This window comes from Oceanobacillus chungangensis (assembly GCF_003369565.1).
Lineage (GTDB): Bacteria > Bacillota > Bacilli > Bacillales > Amphibacillaceae > Oceanobacillus > Oceanobacillus chungangensis.
The window spans coordinates 219,148-239,784 of record NZ_PIOD01000016.1 but is presented as its reverse complement, the minus strand read 5'-3'; the positions used below and the strand labels follow the sequence as shown (position 1 = coordinate 239,784).

21 protein-coding genes are annotated in these 20,637 nt (G+C 36.5%); 16 read left to right on the top strand and 5 right to left on the bottom strand.

Annotated elements, in window-relative coordinates; all coding sequences use genetic code 11:
- Positions 1-5: 5 nt before the first annotated feature.
- From mnmG to CWR45_RS14320, 6 genes are all read left to right on the top strand, one after another.
- Entirely contained in the window at positions 6-1,895 is a 1,890-nt protein-coding gene (mnmG, locus tag CWR45_RS14345; RefSeq protein WP_115750543.1) for a tRNA uridine-5-carboxymethylaminomethyl(34) synthesis enzyme MnmG, read from the top strand.
- Between the two features lie 197 nt (positions 1,896-2,092).
- Positions 2,093-2,809, top strand: coding sequence for a 16S rRNA (guanine(527)-N(7))-methyltransferase RsmG (gene rsmG / locus CWR45_RS14340; RefSeq protein WP_115750542.1), 717 nt, complete (start codon positions 2,093-2,095; stop codon positions 2,807-2,809).
- Positions 2,810-3,506: 697 nt separating this feature from the next.
- The gene (noc, locus tag CWR45_RS14335) at positions 3,507-4,361 is read left to right on the top strand and encodes a nucleoid occlusion protein (protein ID WP_115750647.1); all 855 of its coding nucleotides are present in this window, start codon (positions 3,507-3,509) and stop codon (positions 4,359-4,361) included.
- A 207-nt stretch (positions 4,362-4,568) separates the two neighbouring features.
- On the top strand, positions 4,569-5,342 hold the full coding sequence (locus tag CWR45_RS14330; RefSeq protein WP_115750541.1) for a ParA family protein: 774 nt from the start codon (positions 4,569-4,571) through the stop codon (positions 5,340-5,342).
- Positions 5,323-6,159, top strand: a complete 837-nt coding sequence (locus tag CWR45_RS14325) for a ParB/RepB/Spo0J family partition protein (protein WP_115750540.1) — start codon at positions 5,323-5,325, stop codon at positions 6,157-6,159. Before CWR45_RS14330 ends, CWR45_RS14325 begins: the two co-directional genes overlap by 20 nt.
- 199 nt (positions 6,160-6,358) lie before the next feature.
- The gene (locus CWR45_RS14320; protein ID WP_115750539.1) at positions 6,359-7,063 is read left to right on the top strand and encodes a DUF554 domain-containing protein; all 705 of its coding nucleotides are present in this window, start codon (positions 6,359-6,361) and stop codon (positions 7,061-7,063) included.
- 497 nt (positions 7,064-7,560) lie between these two features.
- Here the strand turns inward: CWR45_RS14320 and yyaC are convergent, their stop codons facing one another.
- Positions 7,561-8,184, bottom strand: a complete 624-nt coding sequence (yyaC, locus tag CWR45_RS14315; RefSeq protein WP_115750538.1) for a spore protease YyaC — start codon at positions 8,182-8,184, stop codon at positions 7,561-7,563.
- 87 nt (positions 8,185-8,271) lie between these two features.
- Here yyaC and CWR45_RS14310 point away from each other — a divergent pair, with 87 nt between their 5' ends.
- Positions 8,272-9,294 (top strand): YkvI family membrane protein, encoded by a 1,023-nt coding sequence (locus CWR45_RS14310; RefSeq protein WP_115750537.1) that lies wholly within the window; start codon positions 8,272-8,274, stop codon positions 9,292-9,294.
- A 76-nt stretch (positions 9,295-9,370) separates the two neighbouring features.
- Here CWR45_RS14310 and CWR45_RS14305 read toward each other — a convergent pair whose 3' ends face one another.
- The gene (locus CWR45_RS14305; RefSeq protein ID WP_115750536.1) at positions 9,371-10,096 is read right to left on the bottom strand and encodes a hypothetical protein; all 726 of its coding nucleotides are present in this window, start codon (positions 10,094-10,096) and stop codon (positions 9,371-9,373) included.
- Positions 10,097-10,373: 277 nt separating this feature from the next.
- On the opposite strand from CWR45_RS14305, the gene CWR45_RS14300 reads away from it, so the two are divergent.
- The 5 genes from CWR45_RS14300 (at position 10,374) to rpsR (ending at position 13,433) form a co-directional block, all read left to right on the top strand.
- Positions 10,374-10,577 carry a DUF951 domain-containing protein gene (locus tag CWR45_RS14300; protein WP_115750535.1) on the top strand — a complete coding sequence of 68 codons (204 nt, stop codon included), beginning with the start codon at positions 10,374-10,376 and terminating at the stop codon, positions 10,575-10,577.
- 204 nt (positions 10,578-10,781) lie between these two features.
- Positions 10,782-11,882, top strand: coding sequence for a redox-regulated ATPase YchF (gene ychF, locus CWR45_RS14295; protein ID WP_115750534.1), 1,101 nt, complete (start codon positions 10,782-10,784; stop codon positions 11,880-11,882).
- Between the two features lie 455 nt (positions 11,883-12,337).
- Positions 12,338-12,628 carry a 30S ribosomal protein S6 gene (gene rpsF / locus CWR45_RS14290; protein WP_115750533.1) on the top strand — a complete coding sequence of 97 codons (291 nt, stop codon included), beginning with the start codon at positions 12,338-12,340 and terminating at the stop codon, positions 12,626-12,628.
- 15 nt (positions 12,629-12,643) lie between these two features.
- Positions 12,644-13,156, top strand: a complete 513-nt coding sequence (ssb, locus tag CWR45_RS14285) for a single-stranded DNA-binding protein (RefSeq protein ID WP_115750532.1) — start codon at positions 12,644-12,646, stop codon at positions 13,154-13,156.
- Between the two features lie 43 nt (positions 13,157-13,199).
- Complete coding sequence (gene rpsR, locus CWR45_RS14280) at positions 13,200-13,433, top strand: 30S ribosomal protein S18 (RefSeq protein ID WP_115750531.1); 234 nt, start codon at positions 13,200-13,202, stop codon at positions 13,431-13,433.
- 142 nt (positions 13,434-13,575) lie between these two features.
- Here rpsR and CWR45_RS14275 read toward each other — a convergent pair whose 3' ends face one another.
- Positions 13,576-14,064: a hypothetical protein gene (locus CWR45_RS14275; RefSeq protein ID WP_115750530.1), complete on the bottom strand. Its 489-nt coding sequence runs from the start codon at positions 14,062-14,064 to the stop codon at positions 13,576-13,578.
- Positions 14,065-14,338: 274 nt separating this feature from the next.
- Between CWR45_RS14275 and CWR45_RS14270 the strand changes: the two genes are divergently transcribed.
- From CWR45_RS14270 to dnaB, 4 genes are all read left to right on the top strand, one after another.
- Positions 14,339-15,274, top strand: coding sequence for a YybS family protein (locus tag CWR45_RS14270; protein ID WP_115750529.1), 936 nt, complete (start codon positions 14,339-14,341; stop codon positions 15,272-15,274).
- 39 nt (positions 15,275-15,313) lie between these two features.
- Positions 15,314-17,290, top strand: a complete 1,977-nt coding sequence (locus CWR45_RS14265; protein ID WP_115750528.1) for a DHH family phosphoesterase — start codon at positions 15,314-15,316, stop codon at positions 17,288-17,290.
- Entirely contained in the window at positions 17,287-17,730 is a 444-nt protein-coding gene (rplI, locus tag CWR45_RS14260) for a 50S ribosomal protein L9 (RefSeq protein ID WP_115750527.1), read from the top strand. Before CWR45_RS14265 ends, rplI begins: the two co-directional genes overlap by 4 nt.
- Positions 17,731-17,910: 180 nt before the next feature.
- A complete protein-coding gene (dnaB, locus tag CWR45_RS14255) occupies positions 17,911-19,275 on the top strand; it encodes a replicative DNA helicase (protein ID WP_115750526.1) in 1,365 nt (454 codons plus the stop codon).
- Between the two features lie 116 nt (positions 19,276-19,391).
- Here the strand turns inward: dnaB and CWR45_RS14250 are convergent, their stop codons facing one another.
- Both CWR45_RS14250 and cdaS read right to left on the bottom strand, forming a co-directional pair.
- Positions 19,392-19,841 (bottom strand): DUF3995 domain-containing protein, encoded by a 450-nt coding sequence (locus tag CWR45_RS14250; protein WP_115750525.1) that lies wholly within the window; start codon positions 19,839-19,841, stop codon positions 19,392-19,394.
- A 170-nt stretch (positions 19,842-20,011) separates the two neighbouring features.
- Entirely contained in the window at positions 20,012-20,635 is a 624-nt protein-coding gene (gene cdaS / locus CWR45_RS14245; protein WP_115750524.1) for a sporulation-specific diadenylate cyclase CdaS, read from the bottom strand.
- Positions 20,636-20,637: the final 2 nt, after the last annotated feature.

Genomic DNA, 20,637 nt, shown 5'->3' with positions numbered 1-20,637 from the left:
TTTAAATGACAACATATAATGCAGGACATTATGATGTAATCGTTGTTGGTGCAGGGCATGCAGGAGTTGAAGCTGGTGTCGCAGCAGCACGAATGGGCGCAAAAACGTTAATGTTAACATTAAACTTAGATATGATTGCTTTTATGCCATGTAACCCATCTGTTGGTGGTCCTGCAAAAGGGATCGTTGTACGTGAAGTTGATGCACTTGGTGGTGTAATGGGGAAAGTAATCGATAAGACTTACATTCAAATGCGGATGTTAAATACAGGTAAAGGACCTGCCGTACAGGCGTTACGTGCACAGGCCGATAAAACCTTATATATGAATGAAATGAAAAGCATTCTTGAAAATGAGGAAAACCTAACCTTAAGACAAGGAATGGTTGATTCATTAATCATTGAAGATGGTGTATGTAAAGGTGTCGTTACGGAAACAAAGGCATCTTATTTTGCAGATGCTGTCATTATTACGACAGGAACATTTATGCGCGGTAAAGTATTAATGGGAAATGTTGAATACGAAAGTGGACCGAATAACCAACGCCCATCACTTAATCTATCTAAGAATTTAGAGGAGATTGGATTTGAGCTTACACGTTTTAAAACGGGAACACCGCCACGTGTTATTAGCCATTCCATTGATTATTCTAAAACAGAAATTCAACCAGGAGATGACAATCCAAAGTCATTTTCCTATGAAACAACGGAGCAAATCCTTGATCAGCTTCCATGCTGGTTAACCTATACGAATGAATTCACACATCAAGTCATCAATGATAACTTAGGTTTATCGTCGATGTATTCTGGAGTGAAACGTGGAACAGGTGCAAGATATTGCCCATCGATTGAAGATAAAATTGTCCGTTTCAGCGATAAGCCTCGTCACCAAATTTTCCTTGAACCAGAAGGAAGAGATACGGAAGAGGTTTATGTTCAAGGATTATCAACTTCCTTACCAGAGTATGTACAAAATGAAATCATTAAAACAATTCCTGGGTTAGAAAATGCACAAATTATGCGTCCAGGCTATGCTATTGAATATGATGTTGTTGTACCTTCACAACTTTGGCCAACACTTGAAACGAAAAAAATTGCTGGATTATTTACAGCTGGACAATTAAATGGAACGTCTGGGTATGAAGAGGCTGCTGGTCAAGGGATTATGGCTGGTATTAATGCAGCTGCAAAAGTACTTGGAAAAGAACCCGTCATTTTAGATCGTTCTCAAGCTTATATTGGCGTGCTAATTGATGATTTAGTAACGAAGGGAACAAATGAACCTTATCGTTTATTAACATCACGTGCTGAATATCGCTTACTGCTTCGTCATGATAACGCAGATTTACGTTTAACAGAAATTGGCCATGAGCTTGGTTTAATCTCAGAAGAACGATACAATAAATTTGTCGAGAAGAAGCAATTGGTTGAGGAAGAAAAGGAACGTTTACGTAATATCATGATTAAACCAAATGAATTGGTTCATAAAGTCATGGAAGAAGCAAATGCTGCACAATTAAAAGAAGCTGCGAAAGCATATGACTTATTAAAACGTCCGGAACTTAGCTATAATGCAATTGAGCAAATGATTGAGCCAAATCCGAAATTGACGGATGAGCAAAAAGAACAAGTAGCTATCCAAGTGAAATATGAAGGTTATATTAAGAAAGCAAATGAACAAGTTAATCGTATGTTAAAAATGGAAGATAAGAAGGTTCCTGTAAACATCGATTATGATGATATTAGTGGTCTTGCAACCGAAGCAAGAGAGAAGCTAAAGAAAATCCATCCATTATCAATTGGGCAAGCGTCTAGAATTTCTGGCGTAAATCCTGCAGATATTTCGATTTTGCTTATTTATATTGAACAAGGACAGATTGCAAAGGTTGCAAATTAAAGAATAACAGCGCAACGATTAATGGTGGGGGCGTCTCACTAGTTGCCGGAACTGGATGCAATCCCTCAAATCTGTAATAATAGAAAATGTACCTTATGAATTCCCTTTGTATTTGGTTTAAGGACTAGATGCAAAGGGATATTTACTAATACAATGTTTCGTTAATCGTACTAATTATAAAAGGAGATATTCTATCGATGAATCCAGAACAATTTGAAGTGGCATTAAAAGAACAAGGGATTGAATTGAATACAAAGCAGCGTGAGCAATTTGCTACTTATTATCATACATTGGTGGAATGGAATGAAAAAATTAACCTCACCGCATTAACTTCAGAAGAAGATGTTTATTTAAAACATTTCTATGACTCCATTTCTGCTGCTTTTTACTATGATTTCACAAAAGAACAATCCATTTGTGACGTAGGAGCAGGTGCAGGATTTCCAAGTATTCCCTTAAAAATTTGCTTTCCGAATCTGAAAGTAACCATTGTTGATTCTTTACAAAAGCGCATAGCCTTTTTAAATCATTTAGCGGCACAGCTAGAATTAACAAATGTCGCTTTTTATCATGATCGGGCAGAATCCTTTGGTAAAAACAGTGATTCCCGTGAATCATTTGATATCGTTACTGCAAGAGCAGTTGCGAGAATGTCTGTTTTAAGTGAGCTATGTTTACCATTAGTTAAAAAAGATGGTGTGTTCATTGCAATGAAGGGCGCTCAGGCAGATGAAGAGTTAGAAAATGGCAAGCAAGCAATCGAAATTTTAGGTGGGGAAATTGATAAAACCTATACATTTACATTGCCACAAGAAGAAAGTGAGCGTTCCATTGTTATCGTCAATAAAAAGCGGAAAACACCGAATAAATACCCTAGAAAAGCTGGGACACCAAATAAGTCACCAATTGAATAAGATTTTGCCCTTACAAGCGGTAAAGAGATAACAACAAAAATAATTATCCTTCAAGTGATACTCTTCTAAGTAGGAATATGGTAATATAAAGATAGAAAATAGTGCTTACAAAATAATGGTTAACCACAGTAGGGGAGTTAATCTCTTTTCTCTTTACTTGAATAGCTAATCTTCTAATAACGTATTTCTTAACAAATTAGTATCACTTAGCAGGGTTTTAGTTTTAATCAATAATTTTTATTTCGAGAGATTATTAAATATAATATACTTTACAGCATAATAAAATGTTATGTCTTTGAATGAATATCAGTAGGAAAATGGAACGCTTCTCACTGATTGAAGTTCTATTTTCTTAAATTGTTTCACGTGGAACAATTTTTACATAGATAGAGGGAGTATAAAAAATACTCTATACAATTCTATTGCCAGAGTTGGCCACGTCCAGATGCAGCGTCCGTGCTCCTAGCGAGACTTACCGATTGGTGAAAGGCAACACCGAACGGACCTACATTCTGTAGTCTCTCGGTTTTCTTTATCTCCCACGAGGGTATGTCCGATCAAATTCGCCACATCACATGGCTAGATCGAACCTTCCGACGTCCTAGGGGGGCGCAGTCCGTACGTCTCTAAATAGGCGCATGAGCTTTTATACATAGATAGTAGTTTTTAGTTTAGCAAATAAAGGTGGTGTCAGATGGTGGTGCATCCTTTTAATCGGATATTTGGTAAAGGGGATAAAACTCCTGCAGAACCAGAACAAGTCGAATATCTTCCAGATGAAGTGATTCAGCTTCCTGTTGCCAATATTGTACCTAATCGCTTTCAGCCAAGAACAATATTTAATGAGGACAAAATTAAAGAATTAGCACAAACGATTCGAACACATGGTATGATCCAGCCGATTGTTGTAAGAAAAATGGAAGATGATGAATATGAGGTTATCGCAGGTGAACGAAGACTGCGTGCCGTTAAATCATTAGAGCTAGAACATATTTCTGCAATTATTCGGGAAATGACTGATGCAGAAACAGCTTCTGTTGCTTTGATTGAAAATCTGCAGCGAGAGGAATTGACGGTGATTGAAGAGGCTTATGCATATGCCGAGCTCCTGCAACTGCATTCGTTAACCCAGGAGGCATTAGCGCAAAGGCTTGGAAAGAATCAATCCACAATTGCGAATAAGTTGCGGTTATTAAAGTTACCTGAAGAAGTACAAAATGCGTTACTAAATAAATTGATTACTGAACGTCATGCTAGAGCATTAATAAAATTGAAAGATCCAAAAAAGCAATTAATGGTGCTGCAGTTTATCATTGATAATGAACTTAATGTAAAACAGACAGAAGAGCGAATTGCAAAAATGGAAGAAACGAATGAAAATCAAAAGAAAAAGCGTCCTAAACGAAAAGGAATTAATAAGGATGTTAGAATTGCGATGAATACAATCCGCCAATCATTGAATATGGTGTCGGATACAGGTTTGAAAGTTGAGTCTGATGAAGAAGAACTCGATGATTATTACCAAATTACGATCAAAATACCTAAGAAATAACACGATATTATAAAATACTTATTTATGTGATGTCCATCTTTTGCCCAGAAAGATGGACATTTTAGTATAGGGAATGTTATTACCTATTGTAATTCACAACTTTGAGAAAATATATATCTACTTATCTGTAAAAATAGACAAAATTAATAGTCGTTTCTACACAAATAGTGATAGAATAGATAGTATATAGTTTAGGTAGGTGTCAACATGGGAAAAATAATGTCCATCGCTAATCAAAAAGGTGGCGTAGGGAAAACAACTTCATCCGTAAATATTAGTGCCTGTCTAGCACATTTAGGCAATAAGGTACTATTAGTTGATACAGATCCACAAGGAAATGCAACGAGTGGAGTCGGCATCAACAAAGCTGATGTAAGTAATTGTGTTTATAATGTACTTGTCGAAGATTTACCTGCTGAAGAAGTAGTCATTTCAACGGAAGTTAATAATTTGGATATTATTCCTGCAACAATTCAACTAGCAGGTGCTGAAATTGAACTTGTGCCAATTATTTCAAGAGAAATCCGTTTAAAACGAGCATTAGATAGTCTTAAAGATTCTTATGATTATATTATTATAGATTGTCCTCCATCACTGGGATTATTAACATTAAACGCATTAACAGCTTCAGATACAGTGGTTATTCCAGTTCAATGTGAGTATTATGCTCTTGAAGGATTGAGTCAACTATTGAATACCATTCGATTGGTACAAAAGCATTTAAATAAGACATTGATGATTGAAGGTGTCTTGCTTACAATGCTAGATGCAAGAACGAATTTGGGTATACAAGTAATTGAAGAGGTTAAGAAGTATTTCCAAGATAAAGTGTATAAAACGATTATTCCAAGAAATGTAAGACTTGGTGAAGCACCTAGTCATGGCCAACCAATTATAACGTATGATCCAAAATCGAAAGGTGCAGAAGTCTATCTCGAATTAGCAAAGGAAGTGATGGCAAGTGGCGAAAGGGTTGGGTAAGGGACTCAATGCTTTTTTTCCTGAGATAGAGAAGGAAGCAAATGAATCAATTCAAGAAATTGCTATCACAGAATGCAGACCAAATCCATATCAACCGAGAAAAACTTTTCATGCAGATGCAATTGAGGAATTGAAAGAGTCTATTCTTGAACATGGAATCATTCAACCAATTATTGTTCGTAAAAGTATTAAAGGATACGAAATAGTAGTTGGGGAAAGACGTTTTCGTGCAGCGAAAGAAGCAGGACTTAAGACTGTTCCAGCGGTTGTAAAAGAGATGTCTGATGAGCGAATGATGGAGCTTGCATTGTTGGAAAACTTACAACGAGAAGATTTAACTCCGATTGAAGAAGCTCATGCATATGCTAATCTGATGAAAGAATTAAATTTAACACAAGAAGAGTTATCAAAACGATTAGGTAAGAGTCGCTCTCATATCGCAAATATTGTGCGGTTACTCTCATTGCCAGATCAAATTGTTGCATATATTAACAATGGTGAATTATCAATGGGACATGGACGTGCATTATTAGGACTTAAAGATAAGAGCAGGTTATTTCCGTTAGTAAATAAAATTCGCAGCGAAAAATTAAATGTAAGACAGGTTGAAAAGTTAATTGCTGCATTAAATGATAATCCGGTACAAAAGAAGGAAAAGGTTAAAAAGGATGTTTTTCTTCAGGAAAGAGAGACTATTTTGCGGGATTATCTAGGAACAGCTGTTACAATACAGCGTGGAAAACGCAAAGGGAAAATAGAAATTGAGTTTTACTCAGACGATGATCTCGAGCGTATTTTAGAAGTATTAGAGAAGTAATTGCGTAAATAAGTGAAACTGACGCCAAAGCTGTCGTCAGTTTTTTGTTTGGCAGATTTATTAGAAAAATGATTGTTTATAGGGCAGCTTGACCAATAATTTCCTAAAATAAACTGAGGGAAAAAGTCGAAAAATTGTTCCACGTGAAACATATTCGTGTTAATCTATAGAGAAAATCTAGCAAAGGATGCGTATATTGATGGTATTGCTTGGAACATTAATAAATGGAGCATTAATTATTATCGGTAGTGTACTTGGGCTCTTTTTTACAAAAATACCTGAACGCTACAAAGAAACAGTAATGCATGGAATAGGGCTTGCAGTTATGTTGATAGGTTTACAAATGGCGATAGCAACGGATCAAATAATTATTGTCTTGTTAAGTTTATTATCCGGAGCAATAATTGGTGAATTCATTCACTTAGAAGAGGGACTTAATCGTCTGGGCAATTGGATTGGCAGCAAATTTACAACGACGAATGATAACATTAGTATTGCTCAAGGGTTTATCACAGCAACATTGATATTTTGTATTGGTGCAATGGCAATCATTGGGGCGTTAGATAGTGGAATTCGTGGCGATCATGAAGTACTGATTACGAAGGGCGTTATCGATGGGTTTACAGCATTAGTTCTAACGACAACGCTAGGATTTGGAGTCATTCTATCTGTCATTCCTGTTGTTCTATATCAGGGAGCGATTGCTTTGTTTGCCACGCAAATTGAGAAGTGGCTGCCGGAAGCTTTCTTAAATGGCTTAATTGTCGAAGTAACCGCTGTCGGAGGATTACTTGTTCTTGCTATCGGTTTAAACCTGCTGAAAATCACAAATATCCGTATTGGTAATCTCTTGCCTTCTATTATTACAGTTGGAGTTATTTATTATATTTATCAGTTATTGTAAATTGTAAAGAAAATTGAATGTTAAGCAGAATAAGGGCCATCAAGTGTAGTAAAGCTTGATGGCCTTTATTGATTAGTTCGTAATTTATATAAACTGCGAACTAGTTTAATGTGCTAAGGGCTCTCGGTCCAATCGCTCCAGAAATACACTTCGCTGGGGTGGTGCAAGAATTATTTTTACTGTCTCTCTATAAAAGGAGGTAACACCCCCTCTCCTATGGCTGTTGATTATAGCTAAGGATAGGAGACTCTTCGAAAATAAAGAACGATTTGTCTAATTACGATGTAATGCTGCCGAAGCTTTCCTTGTCCTGCGGGAATAGCAACGACTGTCCGCAGCGAAAATCAACGTTTCGCTTAGTTCACAATTTATATCAACTAAGAACGAACAACAATACAATCGATTTTTTAAAGCGTATTTGCAGTTCTAATCTTTTATTAAATATCCTTTTAAATAAGTATTTACTTGTAAAAGAGTTGCTTGCAATGCTTCGGAGGTCATACCATATTCCTTCTGGCGTGTTTGTGCATCGTTACGATGGCTGGAATGGTTTCATTGGAAGTTAGTCTTCGATCGATATGGTCTAATATCGCTGTTATTTGCTTCGCCATATCAACAACAATTGACAGTCTTGTATTTTGCAAAATGGAGTATTCCATAAATCCACCGATATTGACTACCCCTGTTATGTGTATATCGCCAACTTCCGGAAGTGGCTTGTTTAAAGCAGCTCCGGGCTTTAGCGGACCTGTCCCAGTAATAATATGGCCAATCGATGTGTTTTTACCTAAACAGGCATCAACTGCGATAATAAATGGATTTGTATGGATTTCATTAATCTTCAAAATCGATTCTGTTAAATTCGTTGCATGAATAGGATCATGCAATGTCCCGTATACTGTCATATGTCTTGGACGCAATTCTTGAAAATAGCTTCCTACCAATGGTCCAAGGGCATCTCCCGTGGAACGATCAGTCCCAATACAAACAATAACGTACTCGCGAGCAGCATTCGGCAGCCAAGAAATAATTTTTCCGCTAATGGTTTCTGATAATACTGGTTCTGTATGGAGCATACGGAAAGATTGATTATTATTTGAAAATCGATTGATTAGATTCATAGCTTATCCTCCACAAACATATTGGTATAGTATACGGATTTTTATATCTTTCTATACATGAATAATAAAAATATTGGAGGAAAGATGATGTGGAGAGCTGGATTTAAATGGATGTCATTAATTATTGGTGCAACGATAGGTGCTGGATATACGTCTGGTAGGGAAATATGGGAATTTTTTGGGCATGGAAGTGGACTAGCTATTCTTTTGGTTTCAATCTTCTTTACGATAGGTTGTATGGTTATTATGAATATTAGCTATTCTAGAAAGTCTACTCATTATATCCCCGTACTAAAAGATATTGTTGGCCCAAGGTTAACCGGGTTTTATGATGTCATGATATTAATTTATTTATTTACGATAACCATTGTAATGATTGCAGGTGGTGGTGCTACTGGACAAGCCTTTAATGTGCCAAATTGGTTAGGAATTGGCATCATGGTGACTGCATTAATATTATTATTTATTAATGGGGTTAATGGTTTACTATCGATGAATCAGGTTATTGTACCAATCTTAATTATTGGACTTTTGCTTGTCCTTGTAGATTTTATGGTTGATCAAAACCTGACATTGTTTTCTCATATTCATGAGCAAGATAATTGGATTTCTGCTTTTCCATTTACTGCCTTGAATATTCTGCCAATCATTGCTGTAATCGGGGCGATAGGTAACAAAATTAATTCGAAGCAAGAGATTATCATCGCCAGTGTTAGTAGTGGAGTTATCCTTGGGGTTATTTCTTATATTTACAATAATAGTTTAATCCAAATTGAACAGGCGATTATTTTATACGAAATTCCACTATTTGCGATATTAAAGCATTATCCAGCTATTGTTTTTATTATTATGTCCATTCTTTTATGGTTAGCGATTTTTAAAACTGCAGCAGCAGGGATACTTGGGATTGTAAGTCGTATTCAGGAATACTTTAAGCTGTCGTTTGTCTCCATTGTTATTCTTTTGTTAGTCGTGATGATTCCCTTAACATCAATTGGTTTTTCGACACTAATTAGCTTTACGTACCCAATTTACGGCATTTTAAATTTATATGTACTTACTCGTTTACTCCTATATCCAATTTGGAATAATGCAGATAGACATAAATAGTATACCTACAGCGGTATTGTAGTTGTGTTGATTGATAATAATATAAAAATGACTTATTCACTTGGTAAGTCATTTTTCAACCTTTCGTACGATTATTAATAACGCTTAGTGACCGCTTCGCTTCATTTCTTATAATCAGTTGAATATCCTCTTGTTCGATACGCTGGAGAATTTTAATCGTATTGATGTCGTTAAAACTTTCAAAGGACCGAACCAATTTCCATCGGATAATGTCATCATTGTAATTGTCCTTTAAACATAGTATAAGCGCATCAATTATTTGAAAATGACGATGTTTTTTGCGGTAAAAACAAATAAACCCTATTGCATCAATAACTTCTCTAATCTTAAAGGTATAGTTTGTTTTTAGTACATTCAATAATGTTGGTAGAATTTCTTCATCCATATGGGCTAAAGTTCTGGCAATAATGTCTCTCGGCAAAGGATAGCTATTCTTATTGAAACCATCCGCAGGTAATACTTTATGTTGATTATTGCCTATCTTTCCTAAGTAATCGACCATAATCTTAGCAGACTCCCTGCCACCTTTTGAGAGTGCATCACATAATTCAATTTTTGTATAAAGCTTTTTCTCTTGTGCAAGAGTGTTAAGAAACAAATAAATTAGATCATCGCTCAAAACATTTTTCTCTGATAGTAATCTTACAGCGATCGTTCTTTTATGTGCTTCTTTAGATTTAATCAATTCTAAGAGCTCCGTTTTTGAATGAGTGTTATAATACTGTAAATCTTCAAATGTAATCTTCCCGCGGGCCTTTAACTGAGAATCAGAACTTTTCATTTGTTCCTCCCTCTATCATTTGGTATTACTATAAACATTCCTTAAGATAATTGTAGAACGTTTGTTTTATTTTTTCAATTTTAGCTGTGTTATTTAATATCGTCTTATTTGTCTTATTGTAAAGCGTTAGGTCAGTGGAAAATAACTTCTTGTGGAATGGCCAAGTATATACCTGTTTGGGGTTTTAATAGTAACAAATCTTAGCCAAATAGTTTAAAATGAGGAAGCAAGTAATTGTATTATCCGCTATAATAGAAGTTAAAAAGGAGAAACATCGATGGAAGAAAAACAATTCGGATTAAATGATGTCGTTCAGATGAAGAAGCCTCATCCATGTGGAGAAAATCGATGGAAAATTATCCGTATGGGCATGGATATTCGCATAAAATGTCAGGGCTGCGATCATAGTGTTATGATACCGAGAAGAGATTTCGCAAAAAAGATGAAAAAAGTGCTTGAAAAAGCAGAAGAAAATAGTTAAAAATTAATAAACATAGACGAAAAGTCATTCAAAATGATAAAATGAATGCAGATAATGAGATTATGATAGGATACAGAGCAAAAATAGGTATCGTTTCACTACCTATTTTTGCTTTTTATGTATTTGTCTTTTTTTATAGTAATAACTATAATTAGACTAACGAACGCGTTCAGATGAAAGAATCCTTAAGGAGTGAAAGTTTACATGGCATTGACAGCAGGAATCGTTGGACTTCCAAACGTTGGAAAATCCACGCTATTTAATGCAATTACACAGGCTGGAGCAGAAGCTGCAAACTATCCATTTGCTACGATTGATCCGAATGTAGGAATTGTAGAAGTTCCAGACGACCGTTTAGATAAATTAACAGAATTAGTTAAACCGAAGAAAACTGTACCAACTGCTTTTGAATTTACCGATATAGCAGGTATTGTTGAGGGTGCGAGTAAGGGAGAGGGACTCGGAAACCAGTTCCTTTCTCATATTCGTCAAGTAGATGCAATTTGCCAAGTAGTACGTTGTTTTGTTGATCCAAATATCACACACGTATCAGGGAAAATCGATCCAATTGATGATATTGAAATCATCAACCTTGAGTTAATTTTAGCTGACTTAGAAACGGTAAATAAACGTTTCCATCGAGTTGAAAAACTCGCAAGACAGAAGGACAAGGATGCAGTACAGGAATTTAATGTCCTTGAAAAAGTAAAAGCAGGCTTAGAAGAAGAAAAACCAGTAAGATCGCTAGAATTTACCGATGACCAGTGGAAAATTGTCAAAGGTCTACATTTATTAACGAGTAAACCTACATTATATGTAGCAAACGTGGCCGAGGATGAGGTTGCTGATCATGATTCCAATGAAAACATCCAAAAGGTAAAAGAGTATGCTGCAAAAGAAAACGCTGAAGTTATTGTTATTTGCGCACGAATCGAAGAGGAAATATCTGAATTAGATTCAGAAGAAAAGGAAATGTTCCTGGAAGATTTGGGAATTACTGAGTCTGGCTTAGATAAACTAATCAAGGCATCCTATAGTCTCTTAGGTTTAGCTACTTATTTTACAGCGGGTGAACAAGAAGTACGTGCATGGACATTTAAAAAGGGCATTAAAGCACCACAAGCAGCAGGAATTATTCATACAGACTTTGAACGTGGATTTATTCGTGCTGAAACGGTTTCCTATGATGACCTATTGGAAGCAGGATCAATGGCACATGCCCGTGAAAAAGGGAAGGTTCGTTTAGAAGGAAAAGAGTATATTGTTAAAGATGGCGATGTTATTCATTTCCGTTTTAATGTTTAAGAACAAAAGCGTAAACGCATGCTTAGCGACGTACGGACTGCGCCCCGCAATATGGGTGGTTCGACGTGTTGGACATTCCTTCGTAGGAGATAAAGGAAACTCTTTGGGAGCTTTAGCGAATCGATGTTGACTTTCACCACAAGGGAATAAGTGCGACTAAGCCTCATGTTTAACCAATCGGCAAGTCTCCTTTATCGTGTCATGAGGTGAGGGAAGTCTCGCTAGTCGTTGGGCGCTGGAGTGGGCGTGGCCTTTTCTGTCATGGAAATTGAAATAGGAAGTTTTTTGTACTCTATTTGTATAACGAAAAAGGATCTCTCGAATGCTTGATTTCTATGAAGTGATTTGGTATAATAACTTATTGTGAGTAATTAATTTTATTCCTTGCTCTTATAAAGGGCTTGAAACGAGGCCCAATATATAAGAGCCGCTAAGACCAAAAGGAGGTGTAACGGATGAGAAAATACGAAATCATGTACATCATCCGCCCAGATATTGAAGAGGACGCTAAAACAGCTTTAATCGAGCGTTTTAACGGAATTCTAACTGATAATGGTGCGGAGATTGAAAAAGTTGACGAAAAAGGCAAGAAGCGTCTTGCTTACGAAATCAATGACTACCGTGATGGATATTATGTAATCATTAACTTCAACGGTGATGATAAATCAGTAAATGAATTTGATCGCCTAGCTAAGTTCTCTGAAGATATTATTCGTCATATTGCAATTCGAGTAGATGAACAATAATAAGGAGTGGTTCTGATGTTAAATCGTGTCGTACTTGTTGGCAGGTTAACGAGGGATCCTGATTTACGTTATACACCGACTGGAGTAGCAGTTGCTAACTTTAATATTGCAGTGAATCGCCCTTTCTCTAATCAGGAAGGAAATCGTGAAGCAGACTTTATTAATTGTGTTGTTTGGCGTAGACCAGCTGAGAACCTGGCAAATTATATGAAAAAAGGTAATTTGATTGGTGTCGATGGACGTGTACAAACGCGTAGCTATGAAGGTCAAGATGGTAAAACTGTGTATGTAACAGAAATCGTTGCTGAAAGTGTACAATTCTTGGAATCAAAAGGTTCTGCTTCTTCAGGGGACAGAGGACAAAACACATCAGGAAACGGGCAAAATCAGAATCAGTACCAAAATCAGAACCAATATCAAAACCAGAATCAATATCAACAAAACCAAAATCAAAACAATAATTTTGAGGACCCATTTAAAAATAATGGAGCGCCTATCGATATATCAGATGATGATTTACCATTCTAAAAGGATGTCCGAACATCCTTAAACATAAAAAGGAGGGGTATCAATGGCAGGAGTTCGTCGTGGACGTGCTAAACGTCGTAAAGTATGTTACTTTACAGCAAACGGTATTACGCACATTGACTATAAAGATGTTGATTTACTAAGACGTTTCATTTCAGAACGTGGAAAAATTCTTCCTCGTCGTGTAACTGGAACATCTGCAAAATATCAACGTAAACTTACAGTAGCAATCAAGCGTGCTCGCGTAATGGCATTATTACCATTCGTATCTGAGTAATAAGAAGAAACCTCTAGACAAAGCAATATGCTTGGTTTAGAGGTTTTTTTAATTAGCTTTGAATCTAGACTCATTTTCAACTACTGTCAACAACTAACGAGATTTTCTCATCTCTGTAAGTTTCTAAACTTGCGCTGACCTTTTAAGATCGCACCCGTCGTTTTGGATAGAGAGAAATCATGATAATTAGCAAACTAATGCTGTATACGAGTGCTAGTAATAAATAAGTATTACTAACTGAATAAACGAGGGACATAACGGTATACACTAGTAAAGGAATAGTTGTTGTAAAGGAAATTAACTTCCAAATGATCGCATACCGTAATTTTCGCTGCATTAGCTTTGCAATAAATGTACCAATATATGCAACGAGGGAGATACAACCTAATACGATGAGTGACATTGGTAGATAATAAAAGATAAAGAAGTAAATGACCTTGAAAATAAGATTCATCTCTCCTGCAATTCCAGTTGTGACTGTAATTCTCTCGAATAATGCTGGAGTAGAAACGATAAATAAGAGAATAAACATGTAAAATAATGCAAAATCCATTCCCACTCGATTGAGTTTAAACATTGCTTCTTTAGTAGGTAATTTGATGCTACTTACAAATATTTCCCAGAATCTCATTATTTCCCTTCCTTATTCATATACTTATTCTATTATAATAGAAGTTAGCTAAAAAAGCTTAGATGGATGATGAATATTTGCTGGTGCTTTCATTCTATTGCTTTTGCAACTATCGACAAATTATTACCTGGGAAATACTCCCTCAACAATATCCGACACGCATTTCTCTAAAAACCATGTTATCATAATAGAATATATATATAATACTTGGTAGTAAGCCGAGTTCAATTTATTCTAGGAATTAATTTTTGAATTTTATTGGAGAGGTGCATTAATGAATCAATCAAAAAAAATAACAGAAGGAGCACTATTTTTAGCGGTATTTATGATACTCATGCTTCTTTCTATGTTTATCCCGATATTTACCATCTTATTGCCAGTACCCTTTATTCTCTACTCTGCAAAATACGATTGGAAACCAACATTAATAGTGTTTGTTGGAGCCATTTTATTTGGGACAATTATTACAACGCTATTATCACTGCCTGTCATCGTTCTGATGGGATTAGGCGGGATTATGATTGGAAATGCTATTTATAAGAATTTATCTGCTTATGAAACCCTAGCAAGGGGTACATTTGGATTTATTATTGGTTTGCTGTTTTCATTTGTATTTACACAGGTTGTAGCTGATGTGAACATTGTGGAAGATATGAATCAAATGGTGGAAGAATCCATAACGATGAGTAGTAATCTAATGGAAGAAGCAGGCATGCAGAATCAACAAACAGAGGAGTTTGAAGAATTACTTCAGATGCAAAGTGATTTGCTAATGGATTTACTCCCTGCGTTTGTAATTTTCCTTGCTCTTATTTTAGCGTTTCTTACACAATGGATTGGTTATAAATTTATTAATAAATTATTTAAGAAAAAATTGCGATTTCCACCATTCCGTACATTGCAATTCCCATCGACCTTATTATGGATTTACATGATCGTATTAGTATTTTCTATAATTGAAACAGATCCTGCGAGTACGCTATTTGTAATACTACAGAATGCGTCACTAGTTACAGGTACATTGATGATAATCCAGGGATTTTCCTTTATATTCTTTTTCGCGCATCATAAACGATTGCCAATCATAATCCCAATTCTAGCTGTACTCTTTACATTATTTATCCCTACAATTCTACTTTCATTTGTAAGGATCTTAGGTATAATTGATATAGGCTTTAAATTAAGAGATCGCCTTACAAAAAAGAATTAGTTTTGAAAAGCAGGACGTAAGTAAGAGGAGCTGATCGATATGCCTGATTATCAGAAGAAGCTAGTTTTCGGTAGTCACCTATGGGTAATTTATTTACTTGCTGTTATATTACTAGGTGTTATATGGTATTTCCAATGGCAAATAGGGCTAATGATGACTGTACTTGTAATTGCTTCTCTGTACTATACCTTTATTAGGGAAAGAAAATTGCTGGAAGAAACAGAAGCATATATTTCTACTATTTCCCATCGGATTAAAAAGGTTGGCGATGAAGCATTATTGGAAATGCCACTAGGAATTATATTATATAATGAGGATTATAAAATTGAATGGGCAAACCCATATTTAAACAAATTTAGCGAAGAAGATGATTCAATCGTCGGTCAGTCGTTAAATATTCTTTCAGAAGTATTGATTCCTATGATAAAGGAAAACAAGCATGAGATTGTAATTGAAGTAAACAAGTCCAAATTTCTAACCATTATTAAAAAGGAAGAGCGTTTACTGTATTTGCTTGACCGTACGGAACAAATTGAGTTAGAAACATTATTCAACAATCAACAAACTGTCTTAGCAATTATTTTCTTGGACAACTATGAAGAAATTACCCAGAACTTGGATGATACGGCGAAGAGCCAATTAAATTCACAGGTTACATCGGTATTAAATAAATGGTCGAATCATTATGGTCTCTATTTAAAACGCACATCACAGGAACGATTTTTAGCTGTGGGGTCAAAAGAAATTCTAGCGCAGCTTGAAAGTGTTAGGTTTGATGTGTTAGATGACGTACGAGAAATGATTACCGCACAAAATAATCCAATAACTTTAAGTATTGGTGTGGGTCTGGGGGATACGTCCTTACCAGCTCTTGGGGAACTTGCACAATCGAGTTTAGATTTAGCCCTTGGACGTGGCGGAGACCAAGTTGTTATTAAAGATGATGTTGGAAAGGTTCGTTTCTATGGTGGGAAAACAAACCCAATGGAAAAAAGAACGAGAGTACGTGCACGTGTTATTTCCCATGCATTACAGGAGCTTGTAAAAGCTAGTGATAATGTAGTTATTATGGGTCATCGTTCTCCTGACATGGATTCCGTTGGCGCAGCGATTGGGATATTAAACATTGCGAAGAGTAATAATGTCGATGGGTATATTGTATTTGATTCAAATGATGTAGATATAGGTGTTTTCCATCTCATTCAAGCACTTAAAGGTGATGAAGAGATTTGGAGTCATTTTATTGAACCAGAGGAAGCAGAAAACTTAATAACAAGTCGAAGCTTACTAATTGTCGTCGATACCCATAAACCATCGATGGTTGCCGATGCCGGCCTGCTGAATTTGACGGATTATAAGGTGGTCATCGATCATCATCGTCGTGGGGAAGATTTTGTTGAAAATCCGACGCTCGTTTATATGGAGCCATATGCTTCATCGACTGCTGAATTAGTGACAGAGCTTCTGGAATATCAACCGAACCATACGAAGCTAAAAATGCTGGAAGCAACTGCATTATTAGCAGGGATTATTGTTGATACGAAGAGCTTTACGTTACGGACAGGTTCTAGAACGTTTGATGCGGCATCATACCTCCGTGCGAAAGGCGCCGACACGGTGCTCGTGCAGCAATTCCTAAAGGTAGATTTAGGCGTTTATGTGAAACGCAGTAAATTAATTGAGCACGCAGAAATTTATCGGGACTCTATTGCGATTGCGAAAGCAGAATCTGGAGTGGCCTATGGACCTGTGTTACTTGCACAAACAGCAGATACCTTGTTAACATTGACAGGTATTACTGCATCATTCGTCATTTCCGAGCGGGATGATGGTAAAATAGGAATAAGTGCCAGGTCACTTGGCGATGTAAATGTCCAAGTAATCATGGAAAAAATGAATGGTGGCGGACATTTAACGAATGCTGCTACACAAATAGAGGATATGACGATAGACGATGCAGAAGCATTATTAAAGGACATTCTGCATGAATATTTTGAAGGGAGAGAATCAGAATGAGAGTAATTTTTCTAAAAGATGTAAAAGGCAAAGGTAAGAAAGGCGAAGTAAAAAACGTATCAGATGGCTACGCACGAAATTACCTATTAAAAAATAAGATTGCCGAGGAAGCAACACCAGGCAATATGAAAATATTAGATGCACAAAAGCGCAAAGATGCACAAGAGGAACAAAAGGAAAAAGAAGAAGCAATGAACCTAAAGGATAAACTAGCAGATCTTACAGTAGAAATTAAAGCAAAAGCTGGTGAAGGTGGTCGCCTATTCGGATCAATTACGAGTAAGCAAATTGCAGAAGTATTAGAAAAAGAACATGGCTATAAAGTGGATAAACGGAAAATTGATTTAGTGGAACCGATTCGAGCACTTGGTTATACGACTGTTCCTATCAAACTACACCCAGAAGTATCTGGTTCAATTAAAGTCCATGTAGCGGAGTAAGCAGTGTATTAGAAGATTTTGGAGAAAAAATGAACATAATTATGTAAAAGAAATCGGCCTTAACGCCGATTTCTTCTGTTCTCGATTGATTTAGAATTAGCAACAAGGACATCTATCATAAAAGAGGCAAGCATTAATGCTAGTTTACTAACGGTAGAGCAGATTTAAGGAGGAAAGGTAATGAGCCAATCGTGGAATGACCGTACACCACCACATAATCTCGAAGCCGAGCAATCTGTGATTGGTGCGATATTTTTAGAACCATCAGCGTTTTCTACTGCATCAGAAATCTTATTGCCGGAAGACTTTTATCGTGCAGGACATCAACGTATTTTTGCAGCGATGTTGAAGCTCTCAGACTTAGGGGAACCAATTGACATTGTAACCGTAACTTCTTATTTGAATGATGTTAAGCAAATCGATGAGGTTGGCGGTGTCATTTATTTGACGCAAGTGGCGGAGAGTGTGCCAACTGCAGCTAATATTGAATATTACTGCAAAATTGTTGAGGAGAAATCTGTACTACGCAGGCTTATCCGAACAGCAACAGATATTGTCACTTCAAGCTTTGAAAAAGAAGATGAGATTGAAGATGTGTTAAATGACGCAGAGAAGAATATTCTCGAAGTTTCCGGTCGTAAAAACTCAGGTGCATTTAAAAATATTAAGGATGTTTTAATCGATGTCTATGATAATATTGAACAGCTTCATCAACAAAGCGGTGATGTGACAGGTGTTCCAACGGGATTCCGCGACTTGGATCGCATTACCTCTGGATTCCAACCAAACGACCTAATCATTATTGCCGCCCGTCCTTCCGTTGGTAAAACGGCCTTTGCACTTAATATTGCGCAAAATGTAGCGGTAAATACCGACCAAAACGTAGCCATATTCAGTCTGGAAATGGGTGCGGATCAACTTGTACAGCGTATGCTCTGCGCAGAGGGAAACATTGATGCACAGCGTTTGCGTAATGGGCAATTAACTGCAGACGATTGGAGTAAATTAACGATGGCAATGGGTTCCTTATCCAATGGGGGGATCTATATCGATGATTCGCCAGGGATTCGCGTAACGGAGATTCGCTCCAAATGCAGACGATTGAAGCAAGAGCATGGGCTAGGCATGATCTTGATTGATTATTTGCAGCTGATTCAAGGAAGTGCAAATTCAAAAGAAAACCGTCAACAGGAAGTTTCGGAAATCTCCCGTGCACTAAAGGGACTTGCTCGTGAATTAAAGGTTCCACTAATCGCCCTTTCACAGCTTTCCCGTGGGGTTGAGTCCCGTCAGGATAAACGACCAATGATGTCCGATATTCGTGAATCAGGAAGTATTGAGCAGGATGCCGATATCGTTGGATTCCTTTATCGTGATGATTACTATGATAAGGAAACGGAAAAACAAAATATTATTGAAATTATTATTTCCAAACAGCGTAATGGCCCAACTGGAACGGTTGAGCTTGCTTTCGTAAAGGAATATAATAAATTCGTTGACTTGGATCATCGCTATGAGGATAGTGATATTCCGGTGTTTGCATAAAAGGATAGTGCCTCCTACAACTTGTAGCGGATACTCATTAAGGATTAAAAATCAAAATTAACACACAAAATAGCATGTAGAACGCAATGGTTCTACATGCTATTTTTGATACATAATTATCCCCTTTTAATGGGAAAAAAGTAACATACCCCACCAACAATCCAGAAGGGTTCCCAAAAAGTTAACCTCCAAAAGGTTGCATAGGAATCCAACTCAAATTCCAAAATATTAAACACACTCAGAGAAATGGTAATGAAATTCAGTAATCCATACAGGATTAAAAGAGCTCCTATAATCTTTGTGAGGTGGTAAAGCATGCTGGTCATTTTAGGTTTCGTCCATGGAACAAAGAGCATCAATAATAATATCAGACCGAGCAATTTAATGAAACCGGTAAGCCAAACAATTAAGATGAACGAAGGATCAGGATTTAAAGACATCTCATAAATCGATCCGCCTAGCGACCTAACACCGAACATCCCCCCCATTGCCCAATAAAAACTAACACATGAAAAAACAACAGTCCAAAAAATGCCGAGTGCAATGAACCAATTATTTCTCTTCAATAGAAGACACTCCTCTAAATTCCTCACTTCTGCTCTTCTTATTTTTATAATACACAAATACTTGGAAATTTGCGCATTCTATACAGAAAAAGATGCAGGAAAGTAGCGGGAATAAAAAGAAGCAAACAGAGAATGCCTTAGCGATATAAAAATTTATTTAGGATAGATTACTATGATAATCCATTTGTTCTTATTGGAAATAAACTGCCATCCAGTGCAAAGGTTGCCCTCCCAGTCTCCTCGGAAACAACAAGTACTAATGCATCTGTTTTTTCCGAAAGTCCAAGTGCTGCTCGATGCCGAGTTCCTAGTTTTTTATCAGCAACCTTATATTGTGACACAGGGAGAACATTAGAAGCTGAAATAATTTTATTTTTACTGATTAATACAGCACCATCATGTAATGGATTTCCCGTGTAAAAAATAGTCTCAAGCAAAGGCGCAGTTAATTCTGCATGGATGGGGACACCAGAGTGAATATGAGTATCTAGATTATCATTCCTTTGAATAGCAATTAATGCACCATGATTACGTTCAGAAAGATGTTGTATAGCTTTAGAAAAAACTTCAAATTGATCGGTGAATGGTGCTAAATAGGATTTTAAATAATAGGAAGCGGTGCTTACTTGAATTTGATTAAATAAATGGTGGATTTCATCAAATTCATGTAAAACACTGCATTCTTTTGAATTGAGTGTATGAATCATGTGGTGGATTTCTTCGGATAGCTTTAATAAATTCTCTTTTAATTGACCGGTCATGAAAACAGATAAACCTTGTTCATTTGTAGGCATCT

Coding starts and splice junctions, on each gene's coding strand:
- rpsR (WP_115750531.1), top strand. CDS start 13,200: ATGGCAGGAGTTCGTCGTGGACGTGCTAAACGTCGTAAAGTATGTTAC.
- CWR45_RS14265 (WP_115750528.1), top strand. CDS start 15,314: ATGCCTGATTATCAGAAGAAGCTAGTTTTCGGTAGTCACCTATGGGTA.
- ssb (WP_115750532.1), top strand. CDS start 12,644: ATGTTAAATCGTGTCGTACTTGTTGGCAGGTTAACGAGGGATCCTGAT.
- yyaC (WP_115750538.1), bottom strand. CDS start 8,184: ATGAATCTAATCAATCGATTTTCAAATAATAATCAATCTTTCCGTATG.
- rpsF (WP_115750533.1), top strand. CDS start 12,338: ATGAGAAAATACGAAATCATGTACATCATCCGCCCAGATATTGAAGAG.
- CWR45_RS14310 (WP_115750537.1), top strand. CDS start 8,272: ATGTGGAGAGCTGGATTTAAATGGATGTCATTAATTATTGGTGCAACG.
- CWR45_RS14320 (WP_115750539.1), top strand. CDS start 6,359: ATGGTATTGCTTGGAACATTAATAAATGGAGCATTAATTATTATCGGT.
- CWR45_RS14330 (WP_115750541.1), top strand. CDS start 4,569: ATGGGAAAAATAATGTCCATCGCTAATCAAAAAGGTGGCGTAGGGAAA.
- CWR45_RS14275 (WP_115750530.1), bottom strand. CDS start 14,064: ATGAGATTCTGGGAAATATTTGTAAGTAGCATCAAATTACCTACTAAA.
- mnmG (WP_115750543.1), top strand. CDS start 6: ATGACAACATATAATGCAGGACATTATGATGTAATCGTTGTTGGTGCA.
- CWR45_RS14300 (WP_115750535.1), top strand. CDS start 10,374: ATGGAAGAAAAACAATTCGGATTAAATGATGTCGTTCAGATGAAGAAG.
- rsmG (WP_115750542.1), top strand. CDS start 2,093: ATGAATCCAGAACAATTTGAAGTGGCATTAAAAGAACAAGGGATTGAA.
- ychF (WP_115750534.1), top strand. CDS start 10,782: ATGGCATTGACAGCAGGAATCGTTGGACTTCCAAACGTTGGAAAATCC.
- CWR45_RS14305 (WP_115750536.1), bottom strand. CDS start 10,096: ATGAAAAGTTCTGATTCTCAGTTAAAGGCCCGCGGGAAGATTACATTT.
- dnaB (WP_115750526.1), top strand. CDS start 17,911: ATGAGCCAATCGTGGAATGACCGTACACCACCACATAATCTCGAAGCC.
- rplI (WP_115750527.1), top strand. CDS start 17,287: ATGAGAGTAATTTTTCTAAAAGATGTAAAAGGCAAAGGTAAGAAAGGC.
- cdaS (WP_115750524.1), bottom strand. CDS start 20,635: ATGCCTACAAATGAACAAGGTTTATCTGTTTTCATGACCGGTCAATTA.
- CWR45_RS14270 (WP_115750529.1), top strand. CDS start 14,339: ATGAATCAATCAAAAAAAATAACAGAAGGAGCACTATTTTTAGCGGTA.